Here is a 13,487-nt window from a genome sequence, read left to right as displayed (position 1 = left end):
TTTCAAATAAGATTAAATTATAACTAAATTATAATGAAAAAGAGACTGAGCAATCAGGCTTTAAAATCCTAAAAACGCATACTATCAGGTATTGAAAAAACTTGATAGTATGCGTTTTATTATGGAAATATTTCCTTCATTTTCTCCTGAAATAGGTTTTTTGGTCTTATTTTCTCTATTTCTAATGACTTACTTCAGCTTCTTACCTCTTGGGAAAAATAACAAAAATACGAACTATCAAAGTTTGGCACCCTCAGTAATCCAGAACAATTTATTTACATATATCGACACCAAAGGAAACATCAACAAACCTTTACATGCCGACTATCTAAACAATAAAATGAAAAGCATCAGAAAGTGACATAAAGAGCCGGCACATGCTACACCTCATAAACTGCGACATACAGGAGCGACACTTGCCAAACAAGCAGGAATGAGCTTAGAAGCTATTTCTGAAGCTCTAACACACAGTGACACAGGAACAACACAGGTTTATGTAAATACTTCTAATGTAGTTCCTATGACAGTTGGAGATATTGCTTATCGCAATCTTAAAAAGTAATGGTGTGAATTTTACCCTATGGAAACATCTACCAAGTAATTTATATCTTCCAACTTTCCCTTATCAAACATTTGATACTAACATTGTATAAAGCAGTATTTACTTTATCAAAGTCATCAATCAATACAATATTTGTTCCCCTGGACAATAAATATTTAGCTTCTATAAAAAAACTATTACTGTCGATTCATCGAAATAAATTACCCCTGCATCACATATCAATTATCACCTAACTCCCTCAACCTTTCCTGTCCTATCTTCAACATCTCTTCTTCCACCGTGTTCCATTTTCCAAAGAGGCATTCTTGTAGAACTTCTGCTGCTGAGGTTTGATCTACTTGCGAATCATAAACACACGATTGATCTCTTTGATAAATTTGAATTTGTCTAAAAAGTTCTTCCTTTTCCAACTCCCGTAAGTTACCAACCAAATGTCCTACAATTCCATCATGGTGTGTTTTAGGAGTCGCTCTAGCTTGACTAGGATCTATAGCGTAGAGCTCCTCATAACGTATCAAAGTACTGAGATAGGACAATTCTGGCTTAGTCGCAATCAGTGCAAGTGAGACTTGATAGCCTCTAGCTGTCAATAATTGTGCTGTTTTACGAGGAACTTCGGTCGTTCTCAAGGTACCTTCGATTAATAAATGATAACCTTGTTTACTCAATTCATCTACAAGATATTCAACCATTTGGCCTGCAAATACTTTGGTATAATCCACACTATCTTTACCATACTTTTCCTGTAGACCAAGGTAGTTCGGATGAAAAGAGCGATAACTATCTCCATCAATGATAATAATATTTCCTTGAAATTCCCTTTGTTTAATACGATGAATCGTTGTCTTACCAGCACCACTCTGTCCACCAAGCAAAATAGCCTTAGGCTGAGATGAAGTTGTTTTTCCACGAGTTAAAGAACGAATGAGTCGATTAGAGGCTTTAATAAAGTCATCCTGGCTAAATTTATCTAATTTCATTAAGCCACCACTAGATGACTAGCTTGTTCTAGCACACGTTCAATGCCATCCAAATAGCCATTATATCGCTCTACATCCTCAAAAGTTGCAACAAGATAAATCTTCGTGTTAATCAAATCAGAAAGATCATCGCTCATTAGAACCCAAGGATTAGAACTATCATCAAATTTAATTCCTTGTTCATCTTGAAAACGATAAAGTTGCGCTAAGATATTTGCTCCTCTTTCCTTTATCAATTCTATTTTTAATGTTAACTGATAATCTTCTACTGGTGTGAGCATTTTTTCCTCCCCTACGATATCGATATAGGAAACATTAAATTTTTTGCAGATACGATCTACTAATTCTGTCGAAACTGAACTTGTCCCATTCTCATAACGACTCAGGCTATTTCGAGAGATGCCAATAATCTTTGCGAATTCAGGTTGGGTGAGATCATGTGTTTTACGTAATGTTTTTATATTTTCTCCAATCATGAGAGTCCTCCTTTTATTTATTTCTATTATAGCAAAAAAAATAGAAACGCACCATTTTTGGTGCGTTATAAAAAACTTTATTGCTGTATCGAAAGACTGAATCGGCATAAAAGCATTACCACTTTTTGAAATATTGACTTTTCTAAATTCACCTGCCCAATGATACATATCTTCAAACAAAAATTGATGAATTTTCAATATATCTTCTACACTATAAACTGGGATAGGATTGATAAATAATTTCAAACTCTTACTAGCAACCATACGATATTCAAGCTCACGTGCTTTTTGTTCATCTCGTTCTTCCTGCTTATTTCTTAGAACTGAAGAATCTGGATAGGTATATAAATTATCTGGATCAATATAGTCATAAGAATTATAACATTTACGCTTCATTAAGCCATCCCCAGACCAAGAGCTTCATCTCGTAATTTTTCAACATCACTAACCGTAGGTCGCCATCCTTCAATCATATTTGTACTTAAAGCATACCAAACACTCTTAAAAACGGAGCGGTTTTCAAAAGCTACTCCCATGATTGTCATCTTTTCTTTATCTATATCTAAGGACATATGCTACCTCCTTTAGTTACATTATACCATGTTTCTATGTAGCTTTTAAATATTTTATTTTGTCTGTAATCTCTAAATTTCAGCACATTTAGCCTATTTTATAAACTTCAAACTCAAAGATGAAAACGCGTTCTTTTTGCTTTTTTACTATTGTATCGTATTCTACGATAACATACTTTACTGTATTGTTTTTTTAAAGTAACAGCAGTTCCCTGTTTATCAACTATTCGAACTACTTTCTATTTTGCTTCATACCCTACATAGCAAAAAAATAAAATGAAAAAGCAGAGAAGAATAACTTAAAAAGATTTCTTCACTGCTAATGTTAACATTCATTATTTAAACTATATGGATTCTATCATCGAATATACTTTTTTTCTTATTAAATGCCTTGCTCTTCTTTCACTAGTTTTTGATCATATACACGGATGAATGGGAGATAAACTAAGAATGCTGCAAATGCACAAACGAGAGCAACTAATACAGCTCGAAGATCTGCTGTCCCTAAGAAAGCTCCAATCCCTACTGGAGTTGGCCATGGAACCTGTGCGATAATTGGCTTAATAAAGTTTAGAGAATTCGCTACGTAATAAATAGTAGCAGTAACCATTGGTGCTAAAATAAATGGTATAGCCAAGGCTGGATTATAGATAATAGGTAATCCAAAAATTAATGGTTCATTAATATTAAATAAGGCTGGAACTACAGATGCTCGTCCTATTGCTTTAAGCTGTTCAGATTTAGAGGCAAAAGCAATATATAAACATAGGCCTAAAGTTGCACCAGAACCACCTGCAATTACAAACATATTAGAAAATTCACCTGCAACAGCGAAGTGCCCGCCAGCAGCATTTTCAGCCATATTAGCAAGAGCAATTGGACTAACAAATGCAAAAACAATGTTAGCACCGTGGATACCTACAATCCAAAGTAGTTGAGTCAATAGATAAATAATCATTAAACCAATCCATGAATTAGTCAGATTGGATACAAAACCAAATGGAATTGCAATGACTTTAAAAATATCTGTTCCCATTGCTACAAGAAGACCATTGATAAAGATAACAACAAATGCAACAACAAATCCCGGAACCAAAGCGGTAAATCCACGAGAAACTCCTTCTGGAACAGCTTCAGGCATTTTAATAACCCAATTATGTTTAACACACATACGATAAATAAGAACAGTCACAATTGCCATAATGATTGCGGTAAAAATCCCTGTTGTCCCAAAACGTGTGACTCCATTTCCCATTGCCCATCCATCTGCAATTACTGCACCTTCTTTTAGACTTGTCACAGTCTTCATCATTCCACCATCAAAAATGATTTGAGGTACTGTCATGACAAAAGCCATCAAGGCGAGCAAGGCACCATTAAGAGGATTCATATTGAGTTCTTCTTCCTCTGCATAAATTTTTGTCAATTCATATGCAAGTGAAAGAACAAAATAAAGAGATAGAGAACCCATAGTCGCATAATTTGCAACCATGTAAAGTGATGTGAATTTATCAAATGAAGCAGAGAAAATATCTGCCACAATTGGCCAAAATGAGAAAGCTTGTGGCAAAATACTGAATACCAAAAACATTGATCCTACAATAGTAAATGGTACAGCTGCCATACCAGCAGCCGTGATAGCACGTACTACTTTAAACTGGGCAAGTTTGCCCATTGGTTCCATAACATGGTTTTCAAGGAAACCAAACAACCCGTTTTGTTGATCCATAAATAGACCTCCTTAATAAAACATAATAATTTTTACTTTTTGAAGACTAGTTTCAAATACAAATGATACTAGATCAGGATTATAAACTAAGTGAGTTCTTTTCCAATTGGACAAATTGTTGATAAGCCTTATCTGTTCGTTTATAAATTTTTTTAATTCTTCTAATGTCTAACAAACTCAGAACTAAACCTAATAGAAGAACTACAAAAACAAATAAACGTGCTACTTGGTTATTTTCAAAAATCGGAAAAAGATTCGTAAACCAACTTGTCCAAGTTAAAACAAGTAATCCTATTGAAATAAGCATTTGTATTCTAACAAACATTAGTGTTATTCCCAACTTTTCTTTCCTATTTCCATAAAGTTTAAATTGTTCAACAGTTGCTAAAATAGAAAATACTATGAGCATAATGGGGAAAATAATAATAAGCGAGGGACTAATAAACTGATTCAAAAGCCAATAAACATTTCCAAAAAAGAAGAGTGCTATTGAATAACGTAGAAGAAGATATCGATTGAAAAAAGTATTAGTTAGAGCCATCTCTCGACGTTGTTGTTCAATTTTTTGTCGTTCTTTTCTATCCATATCATTCCCTCCTTATATTTAGTTAACTTTCTTATAAAGAGCTAACATTTCCTTTGCTACTTCTAATAATGTCATAGTGGTCATTAAATGATCTTGAGCATGTACCATGATAATTTCAATTTTAATTTCCACTCCACTTGCGTATTCTTGCAAGAGTTTGGTTTGTGCATGATGCGCTTCAAGAATTATCTCATTTGATTGATTTAATTTACTTTCTGCATCATCAAAACTACCTTCTCTCATTTTTGCAAATGCTTCATGTATTTCTGACCTTGCATTTCCCGAATGCAGGATAATTTCAAATGCTGCAACCTGCAGTTCCTCTTGATTCATATGAACCTCCTATTTTATCTTCTCAAATATGTTAATAAAATCTTCAAAGTTATTGCAAGATATTAGCTGATTTTGCAATTCATCATTCTCTGTCAGAGAGACTATCTTTTTAGTCACAGTTGCCAAACCTTCGTTCCCATATATTGATGGAGATAGAAGAAATACTAGCTGGACATGTGAACTTTGATTATCCCAGAGTAACGAATCTTTACAAATTGCAATCGAAACCTTTCCCTCTGTACCAAAGGGTTGAATAGGATGCGGAACTGCAATTTTTTCAGAAAAAACAACTGAACTTAATTCTTCTCGCTGTTTAATTCCATAAAGTAAAGATTGTTCAAACTCACTTGATTCACCAACAGATAAACCCTCAACCATCTTTTCAAGTAAATTTACCTTGTCTGATTCAGTACATATTAAAAAATTTTCTTTACTGAAATACTGTCTAAAGCTAGTATTTTCAAACTTGTTAATCTTTGATGATTGTACATGACTAGAAACTTGCATCTGATTCATAGATTTTCGAATCATTTCTATCTCATCACTCTTAAGAAATACACTAACTTTAAAAACTGGAATTTGAAAATATAGATTCGATAAATCAACAGCTGATACTATAAAATCTATTCCTCTAAGTTTTTCTTGATTCAATTCATAATAGCCTATTACATCAACAACTTCTACTCGGTTCCCAAACTCCGTTTCCAAACGATTTCTTAACATTTGGGCTGCACCAAATCCCGTTGCACAAATAGCAAGAATATTAAACTTAGTACTCTCTTTGCTACGTTCCATAGCAGCTAAAAAGTGAAGACTTACATATGCTATTTCATCATCTGATATTGACCACTCTATGAACATATCCATATTTGCAAGAATTTCTCTAGTCATAAAGAATATATCACTATAATTCTGTTTAATTTCATCTACCAAAGGGTTATTTAAGATGATCCGACTTTCTAAACGTACTTGTAGTGTCATTAGATGAGTTATCAATCCTTCAATTAGTTGGAAATCTGAAGAAAAGTTATACATATCATCTAATCCTAAATCCTGAAATGTTTTAAATAAAGATTTTTTTAAAACTTCTTCAGAAATATTCTTCTGATTTTTTTGACATTGTTGACTCTTAGCTAACAAATGCAAAGTAATGTAGTCTATTTCCTGAACTGGAAATTCCTGATTTGTTACTTGACTTACTTTAGAAAGAATTCTTTGGGCAACCTTTCTCTCTATTGCATCATCAGTCATCTGACAGTCTATATTTTTTATTTCAAATCCGGATTTTAAACGAATCATAGACAATGCTATGTGAACTACTAAGTTCTGTAGTACAAAATCAGATAGTTTTAGGTTGGCCTCTTGGCATTCATCCAAAACAATTCTAGCAAATTCTTCTAATGGTACAGTTTGATCAAAAAAGTTAAATTTTACATAGCAATGTATTGTTTTAAAAAATTGATTCTCTAGGAAATAATGCATGATAAAACGTCGTTTATCACGTTCCTCACCTGAGACATAGACTCCTTTATTCGCCCTACTCTCAATAGACAAATTATACTCTGATAACATCACTCGTATCTTTTTGAAATCATGAGATAATGTTGAACGACTAACGTAAAGTTCATCAGCTAAATCATCAAAAAGAACTGGAACTTGCTCAAATAATAATTTATTTAAGATAAATACTAAACGATCATCACCTTTTGAAACCGCAGTTTTCGTATAGTCTTCTTCCAGTTCATAAGTTTGTCTAAACTCCTGGTAAGCGCCTTGATTTTCAAAAAATATTTGATACCCTTGACCTTGTTTTGAAATCAACTGGACGCCTTGAATTATCATGGTCTTCTCAATTAGTTTCAGTGCATTACGAACAGTTCTATCTGAACAGGATAAATATTCTGCCAGTTCTTTGCTTGTAACAAAACGCTCCTTATTTTTTATTAAAAATTGAAGGATATCTTTCTCCTTAATGTTTAACACATTTATTCCCTCCTAAAACGTAGGTTTTCATATATTAAAGCATATTATACACTTAAATCAGTTTATATCAAACTCAAAACAATTTAGCTTAACTTAAATATTTAATGGCATTTTATATGTTTATTAAATATTCTCAAGAATCAAATTGGTCATTTTTTCAATACCAATTGGAATAGGAATATATGCTTGAGGAGGTATTTGTACAACTGGTTTTCCTGCTTTAGAACCAGCCTCTTCAAATTGCTTAAAGTACATTTTTGTTTGAGGACTAACAAGATATAAATCAAAATCCGCTGCTGCGATAGCTTTCCCTCCTTCAGTAGCACTAATAGCATCAACCACAATATCTTTCCCTTTTCCTTTTAGAAATTCTGTGGTTTTTTTTGCCATAAGTGATGAAGACATTCCTGCTGCACAAATAATTAAAGCTTTTGCCATAATATTTTCTCCTTTTCTTAAATCCAATCAAAGCTGTGCTAAGTTGGCTTATTTGTTATCTAATCTCATTATAAGATAAAGCGTTTTCAATGACAATTCCCTCATTTTCCTAAATGATATGGAAAAAAATTATTTATACTTCAATTTATAAAATAAAATTATTCCTGAAAATAGAAATGAAACACTATTTGCTAAAATCAAAGGTAAGTCACCTATACGAATACCATGAGCAAGCCACAATGCAATACCAATAACTTGCATAACATACATACCTAGAGCAATAGATTCCGTATCCTTTGTCTTAACTACACGAAAAACTTGTGGTAAAAATGCAAATGTTGTTAAAATTGCTGCAATACTTCCAATCATATGTTACCCCAATTTACTAAACAAACTGAGAATAACCTCAGTTTGTTTACACTATTCTACTGATTCGCCATTAGATGAAATAACTTCCTTATACCAGCCAAAAGATTTTTTCGGGGAACGATTATAACTTCCCTTCCCATTATCATCTTTATCTACATAAATAAAGCCATAACGTTTCCGCATTTCACCGGTACCAGCTGAAACCAAATCAATACATCCCCATGGAGTATAACCCATTAAATCAACACCATCTTCAACTACAGCCTTTTTCATTTCACGAATATGGGCACCTAGATATTCAATTCTATAATCATCATGTACCATACCATCTGCTGCAACTTGATCTATAGCTCCAAAACCATTTTCAACAATAAAGAGTGGTAAGTGATAGTGGTCTGTAAACCAATTTAACGCATAACGCAAACCTTCTGGATCAATTTGCCACTCCCATTCAGAAGCCTTAACATAATTATTTTTTACTAAATCCTCTGTTTCAAGATAATCAAAATAAGGATTATTTTCACGATGAGAATCGATAGCAAAGGACATGTAGTAACTGAAACCAATGTAATCTACAGTCCCACCAAGTAAATCTTCTTTATCCTGCTCTGTAAAATCAACTGAAATACCTTTTCGTTCCCAATACTTAAAAATATGTTCAGGATATTTACCTAAAACATGCACATCAGCAAAATAATAACGTTTCTGCATAGCTTTCATTGCCATTAAGATATCCTTAGGATTGCAAGTAGCTGGATAAATTGGACACATCGCAATCATACAACCTATTTGAAAATCTGGATTAATCTCATGACCAATTTTTACAGCTCGTGCAGAAGCAACTAATTCGTAATGTGCTGCTTGATACATAATTGCTTCTCTATTATCACCTTCCTCATATACAATACCTGAGTTAGTAAATGGTGCAAAATCTTCCTGATAATTCGCTTGATTATTGATTTCATTGAAAGTCATCCAATATTTAACCTTATCTTTGTAACGTTTAAATACGACTTCTGCAAAACGAGCAAAGAAATCAATCAATTTCCTATTTTTCCAACCACCATATTCGGTCACTAAGTGGTAAGGCATTTCAAAATGAGATAGAGTGATGACAGGTTCAATACCATTCTTTAAGCATTCATCAAAAAGATTATCATAAAACTGTAATCCTTCCTCATTCGGCTCTAACTCATCACCTTTTGGAAAGATACGTGTCCATGCAATAGAGGTACGGAAGCACTTAAATCCCATTTCAGCAAAAAGTGCTATGTCTTCTTTATAACGATGATAAAAATCTATCGCCTCATGATTTGGATAATATTTACCCTCTAAAACTCCCGAAGTAATTTCACGAGCTACTCCATGGCGACCAGCAGTCATAACATCAGCAACACTAATTCCCTTGCCACCTTCTTGCCATCCGCCTTCAAGTTGATGAGCAGCAACAGCTCCACCCCATAAAAATCCATCTTTAAAAGTAGTCATCTTTTTTCCTCCTGACTTTGATACTCTTATTATAAACCTCAAACCAAAAGATGAGAACGCATTCTTTTTCCTTATTGTTAAGGAAAGAAGTAATTTCAAATGGAAATAGAACAATATCTTCTTGTATTCTCGTAATGATATCTTTACGATTTGCAATACTTTCAAACTACAAAAACTCTCACAATAATTCTAATCCCCCATGTCTATAAACGACTTATCGCTTTCTGGTATCCCAGAATCATCTTCTATATAACGTTCAACTTGCATCTGCAAGTGATATTTTGTTCTTAAATCTAAGATTTTCTGCATTGTCTTTGATTGATGATGTTCATCTAAAGCTTCTTGATTTGTCCACTGATCAATAAGAAGAATAGTTCCTTCTTTTTCAATTGGTAAAAAATATTCGTATTTCAAGTTGCCTTTTTGATTTCTAATTTCTGCAACAATCCCTGATTCAAGCATTTCTCTTGCAAACTTTATTGCGTTTTCTCCATCTCCTTTATAATATACATGAATAGTCAATGTCATCTCATATCCTCCAAAATCATCCTTCAAATTTTTAAAAAACAAGTTTAGATGAGGATCTAAACTTGTTTTTTATGAACTAATTATCTAACGTTTCGCCATTACTTTCAATCACTTCTTTATACCAATAAAATGATTTTTTCTTATAGCGATTTAATGTTCCAGATCCATCATCATTTCTATCAACATAAATAAATCCATAACGCTTACTCATCTGGGCCGTTGAAGCTGATACTAAATCAATACATCCCCATGTAGTATAACCTAACAATTCTACTCCATCCTCAATAGCTTCACCTACTTGTTGTAGATGTTTTTTGAGATAATCAATTCTATAGTCATCATCAACAGTAGGTCCATCCGCACCTTCAATTAGAACGTCTTTAGCACCCAAACCATTTTCAACAATAAACAACGGCAACTGATAACGATCATAAAGATTATTCAACACTATACGTAAACCAATAGGGTCAACTTGCCAACCCCATTCTGAACTTCCCAAATAAGGATTAGCAATTCCTCCCAATAAATTTCCAATGCCTGATTGATAATTTTCAGGATCATGTGCTTGAACCGAACTCATATAATAAGAGAAAGAAATAAAATCCACAGTATTTTCAGCTAATAACTCCTTATCCCCTGATTCAAATTTGATATTGATATCATTTTCTTTAAAGAATCTTTGAATATATTTAGGATATTTACCGCGAGCATGAATATCTGAAAATAGATAATTCTGATTCTCAAATTCACGCGCAGCCAGCACATCTTCTGGCTTCGGTGTCATAGGATATGTTGGCATAGCCAAAACCATGCATCCAATTTTAAATTCTGGATTGATTTCATGTCCAACTTTCGTTGCCAAAGCGGATGCAACTAACTCATGATGAACCGCTTGATAAAGATCTTGTTTATATAATTTCTCGACTGGAGTTGCAATACCACCACTTATAAAAGGAACATGTAAAACAGAGTTGATTTCGTTAAAAGTCAACCAATATTTGACTTTATTTTTATAACGATTGAAAACAGTTCTTACATAGCGCTCATAAAAACCAATCAAATTACGATTAACCCATCCATTATATTTTCTAGCCAAGTGAAGTGGAGTTTCATAATGGGATAATGTTACTAAAGGTTCGATACCATATTTAGCTAATTCGTCAAAAAGATTATCATAAAACTGTAAACCTTCTTCATTTGGTTCCAATTCGTCACCATTTGGAAAAATACGAGACCATGCAATCGATGTTCTAAATACCTTAAATCCCATTTCTGCAAATAATGCAACATCTTCTTTATAACGGTGATAAAAATCAATTCCTTCCAATTTGAGATTATCTTCTGTAGGTAGTTCTGTAATGAATGGATTTAGATCATTATCACTTACTGGAATTCCACCCCTAGGTGTCACATCCTGAACCGATAAACCTTTACCACCTACATTATAAGCACCCTCATACTGATTAGCTGCTGTAGCTCCACCCCATAAAAATTCTTTAGGAAATTTACTCATTTATTTTCTCCTTTGTTTTTTTCTATACTTATATTATAATTAAATAAAAGTGACAAATCTTGCACAATAATAGCAAAAAACGATACTATCCTATTAAGAGGAAACCTATGATTGATCTTGGACAACTACATAAAAACACGCCTTATAAAAATGAATTAATTCCCTATTCTCTTACCCGGACTATTATGGAAGATGGTCTACCTGATATTCTTTTTCACTGGCATACAGATATGGAAATCATATATGTACACGAAGGACAAGCAAGATTCCATATAGATACAGACTATTTTAACAGTGAGAAAGGATATATTATTTTAATTCGTCCTAATGCCTTACATTCTATACATCCAATTGAACATACTTATCACTACATGGATGCAATCAACTTTCAATTAGACTTAATTGGTTATTCTACAAAAGATTTTGCAGCAATTCATTACTTACACCCCCTATATAATGGACAACTAGACTTTAAACGTGTGATTAAACCTAATCAACCTGGTTATACAGAAATTAGACAAACACTAATTAATTCAATGGAAATAGGATACTATAGAAAGACATTTTTTGAACTAGAATTAAAAAGTGAGTTACTAAAACTTCTTCATCTTCTCTTTCAATATAATTACGTTTATTCAAGTAAACAATCAATAGATGGTTATCGTAGAGAAGAAAAAATTAGAACAATTATCGATTATATAAGCGAACACTATCAGGAAGATTTATCAATTAATCTTCTAGCAAAACTATGTGGGTATAGTCCAACACACTTTATGAATTTCTTTAAAAAAAATTTAGGAGTTAGTTGTATGGACTATCTCATCCACTTCCGTTTACGTAAAGCTACTGAACTTCTTCAACACTCTACTCTCTCTGTTCTAGAAATTGCCTCAGAGGTAGGTTTTAAAAACTTATCAAACTTTAATCGCCAATTCAAAAAAATTTATAAAACTACTCCTCGAAAATATAGAGAAGAAATGGAAAAATAGATATTTTACCATAGAAAAGTATTACAATTGGCTAGAATAGCAGTAGAAAGATTCATTATCATACTGTAAAATCAAACTAAAAAATGGAGTAAAAGTATGAAAAAAATTATCTTCCTTGATGTTGACGGGACCATTGTTGACTACGATAACCACATACCCGATTCAGCTAAAATAGCTATCCAACAATCACGTAAAAATGGACATCTAGTATTCCTTTGCACTGGACGAAGTAAAGCTGAGATGCCAAACAAAATTTTAGATATTGGCTTCGATGGTATCATTGGAGGAAATGGTTCCTACATAGAGTACAAAAATCAAGTTCTCATGCATCAACTGATTCCGTATGAGACTGCCAAACAAGTTGTTGATTGGCTTGAATCAAGAGGATTAGAGTTCTATCTTGAAAGTAATAACGGATTATTTGCGAGCCGTAATTTTCGTGATGCTGCAAGACAGATACTCCGCATCTATGCCTTAGGTAAAGGAGCTAGTGAAGACCAAATTTTAAACATGGATCCAGAAGATGCGCTACATGGATTAGTTTATGGTGGAGAACTATACCGAGACGATCTTAATAAAATTAGTTTTATTCTCCATTCCTACCAAAATCACTTAGATTCTAAAAAAGCTTTCCCGCAACTAAAAGCTGGTACTTGGGGAGGCCGAGGAGAATCAGCTCTATTTGGTGACTTAGGGGTAAAGGATATTAATAAAGCCCATGCTGTTAACATCATTCTTAAGCATTTAGGAGCGAATCATACTGATACAATTGCTTTCGGTGATGCTAAAGTTGATATTCCAATGCTCGAAACCTGCCATATTGGTGTGGCTATGGGTAATGGGGGTCCTGAAATACTAGCTATGGCTGATATTATAACAGATGATGTTAGACAAGATGGACTTTATAATGCCTTTAAAAAACTTAATCTACTGTAGGATAT

The 13,487-nt window shown here is 33.3% G+C and carries 14 protein-coding genes and 2 pseudogenes; 3 read left to right on the top strand and 13 right to left on the bottom strand.

All coding sequences use genetic code 11. The features are described from left to right. Nucleotides 1–171: 171 nt before the first annotated feature. Nucleotides 172–562, top strand: a pseudogene (locus tag HT679_RS11290) (tyrosine-type recombinase/integrase); the annotation flags it as partial. Between the two features lie 20 nt (nt 563–582). On the opposite strand, the pseudogene HT679_RS11660 reads toward HT679_RS11290, so the two are convergent. The 13 genes and pseudogenes from HT679_RS11660 to HT679_RS05345 all read right to left on the bottom strand — a co-directional run. Beyond that, nucleotides 583–722: pseudogene (locus HT679_RS11660) on the bottom strand (ATP-dependent Clp protease ATP-binding subunit); the annotation flags it as partial. A gap of 58 nt (nt 723–780) precedes the next feature. Beyond that, the gene (gene pezT, locus HT679_RS05405; RefSeq protein WP_112444310.1) at nt 781–1,542 is read right to left on the bottom strand and encodes a type II toxin-antitoxin system toxin PezT; all 762 of its coding nucleotides are present in this window, start codon (nt 1,540–1,542) and stop codon (nt 781–783) included. Beyond that, entirely contained in the window at nt 1,542–2,018 is a 477-nt protein-coding gene (gene pezA, locus HT679_RS05400; protein ID WP_025171938.1) for a type II toxin-antitoxin system antitoxin PezA, read from the bottom strand. Before pezA ends, pezT begins: the two co-directional genes overlap by 1 nt. 395 nt (nt 2,019–2,413) lie before the next feature. Further along, on the bottom strand, nt 2,414–2,590 hold the full coding sequence (locus tag HT679_RS05390) for a hypothetical protein (protein WP_173213387.1): 177 nt from the start codon (nt 2,588–2,590) through the stop codon (nt 2,414–2,416). A gap of 382 nt (nt 2,591–2,972) precedes the next feature. Further along, the gene (celB, locus tag HT679_RS05385; protein ID WP_173213385.1) at nt 2,973–4,319 is read right to left on the bottom strand and encodes a PTS cellobiose transporter subunit IIC; all 1,347 of its coding nucleotides are present in this window, start codon (nt 4,317–4,319) and stop codon (nt 2,973–2,975) included. A 79-nt stretch (nt 4,320–4,398) separates the two neighbouring features. Continuing rightward, nucleotides 4,399–4,905, bottom strand: coding sequence for a hypothetical protein (locus tag HT679_RS05380; RefSeq protein ID WP_049511261.1), 507 nt, complete (start codon nt 4,903–4,905; stop codon nt 4,399–4,401). 18 nt (nt 4,906–4,923) lie between these two features. Further along, nucleotides 4,924–5,238 (bottom strand): PTS cellobiose transporter subunit IIA, encoded by a 315-nt coding sequence (locus HT679_RS05375; protein WP_001070943.1) that lies wholly within the window; start codon nt 5,236–5,238, stop codon nt 4,924–4,926. A gap of 9 nt (nt 5,239–5,247) precedes the next feature. Continuing rightward, on the bottom strand, nt 5,248–7,221 hold the full coding sequence (locus HT679_RS05370) for a PRD domain-containing protein (protein ID WP_173213379.1): 1,974 nt from the start codon (nt 7,219–7,221) through the stop codon (nt 5,248–5,250). 123 nt (nt 7,222–7,344) lie between these two features. After that, nucleotides 7,345–7,659 (bottom strand): PTS cellobiose transporter subunit IIB, encoded by a 315-nt coding sequence (locus HT679_RS05365; RefSeq protein WP_173213378.1) that lies wholly within the window; start codon nt 7,657–7,659, stop codon nt 7,345–7,347. A 129-nt stretch (nt 7,660–7,788) separates the two neighbouring features. After that, nucleotides 7,789–8,028 (bottom strand): SemiSWEET transporter, encoded by a 240-nt coding sequence (locus tag HT679_RS05360; RefSeq protein WP_000580381.1) that lies wholly within the window; start codon nt 8,026–8,028, stop codon nt 7,789–7,791. A 51-nt stretch (nt 8,029–8,079) separates the two neighbouring features. After that, complete coding sequence (locus HT679_RS05355) at nt 8,080–9,516, bottom strand: 6-phospho-beta-glucosidase (RefSeq protein ID WP_173213376.1); 1,437 nt, start codon at nt 9,514–9,516, stop codon at nt 8,080–8,082. Between the two features lie 189 nt (nt 9,517–9,705). After that, the gene (locus HT679_RS05350) at nt 9,706–10,044 is read right to left on the bottom strand and encodes a putative quinol monooxygenase (protein ID WP_173213374.1); all 339 of its coding nucleotides are present in this window, start codon (nt 10,042–10,044) and stop codon (nt 9,706–9,708) included. Between the two features lie 76 nt (nt 10,045–10,120). Continuing rightward, the gene (locus HT679_RS05345; protein WP_173213372.1) at nt 10,121–11,557 is read right to left on the bottom strand and encodes a glycoside hydrolase family 1 protein; all 1,437 of its coding nucleotides are present in this window, start codon (nt 11,555–11,557) and stop codon (nt 10,121–10,123) included. Nucleotides 11,558–11,664: 107 nt separating this feature from the next. Here HT679_RS05345 and HT679_RS05340 point away from each other — a divergent pair, with 107 nt between their 5' ends. Both HT679_RS05340 and HT679_RS05335 read left to right on the top strand, forming a co-directional pair. Then, nucleotides 11,665–12,546 carry an AraC family transcriptional regulator gene (locus HT679_RS05340; RefSeq protein WP_173213370.1) on the top strand — a complete coding sequence of 294 codons (882 nt, stop codon included), beginning with the start codon at nt 11,665–11,667 and terminating at the stop codon, nt 12,544–12,546. 96 nt (nt 12,547–12,642) lie between these two features. After that, nucleotides 12,643–13,482 carry an HAD family hydrolase gene (locus HT679_RS05335; RefSeq protein WP_173213368.1) on the top strand — a complete coding sequence of 280 codons (840 nt, stop codon included), beginning with the start codon at nt 12,643–12,645 and terminating at the stop codon, nt 13,480–13,482. The last annotated feature ends 5 nt before the right edge of the window (nt 13,483–13,487 follow it).

The organism is Streptococcus sp. 4886, from assembly GCF_013276485.1.
Classification (GTDB): domain Bacteria; phylum Bacillota; class Bacilli; order Lactobacillales; family Streptococcaceae; genus Streptococcus.
Note: the sequence above shows the minus strand (reverse complement) of the source record. Positions and strands in the feature narration are given on the sequence as shown.

Bases quoted from the DNA above. Each gene is read 5' to 3' on its own strand.
- pezT (WP_112444310.1), bottom strand. From the start codon at position 1,542: ATGAAATTAGATAAATTTAGCCAGGATGACTTTATTAAAGCCTCTAAT.
- pezA (WP_025171938.1), bottom strand. From the start codon at position 2,018: ATGATTGGAGAAAATATAAAAACATTACGTAAAACACATGATCTCACC.
- HT679_RS05390 (WP_173213387.1), bottom strand. From the start codon at position 2,590: ATGTCCTTAGATATAGATAAAGAAAAGATGACAATCATGGGAGTAGCT.
- celB (WP_173213385.1), bottom strand. From the start codon at position 4,319: ATGGATCAACAAAACGGGTTGTTTGGTTTCCTTGAAAACCATGTTATG.
- HT679_RS05380 (WP_049511261.1), bottom strand. From the start codon at position 4,905: ATGGATAGAAAAGAACGACAAAAAATTGAACAACAACGTCGAGAGATG.
- HT679_RS05375 (WP_001070943.1), bottom strand. From the start codon at position 5,238: ATGAATCAAGAGGAACTGCAGGTTGCAGCATTTGAAATTATCCTGCAT.
- HT679_RS05365 (WP_173213378.1), bottom strand. From the start codon at position 7,659: ATGGCAAAAGCTTTAATTATTTGTGCAGCAGGAATGTCTTCATCACTT.
- HT679_RS05360 (WP_000580381.1), bottom strand. From the start codon at position 8,028: ATGATTGGAAGTATTGCAGCAATTTTAACAACATTTGCATTTTTACCA.
- HT679_RS05355 (WP_173213376.1), bottom strand. From the start codon at position 9,516: ATGACTACTTTTAAAGATGGATTTTTATGGGGTGGAGCTGTTGCTGCT.
- HT679_RS05350 (WP_173213374.1), bottom strand. From the start codon at position 10,044: ATGACATTGACTATTCATGTATATTATAAAGGAGATGGAGAAAACGCA.
- HT679_RS05345 (WP_173213372.1), bottom strand. From the start codon at position 11,557: ATGAGTAAATTTCCTAAAGAATTTTTATGGGGTGGAGCTACAGCAGCT.
- HT679_RS05340 (WP_173213370.1), top strand. From the start codon at position 11,665: ATGATTGATCTTGGACAACTACATAAAAACACGCCTTATAAAAATGAA.
- HT679_RS05335 (WP_173213368.1), top strand. From the start codon at position 12,643: ATGAAAAAAATTATCTTCCTTGATGTTGACGGGACCATTGTTGACTAC.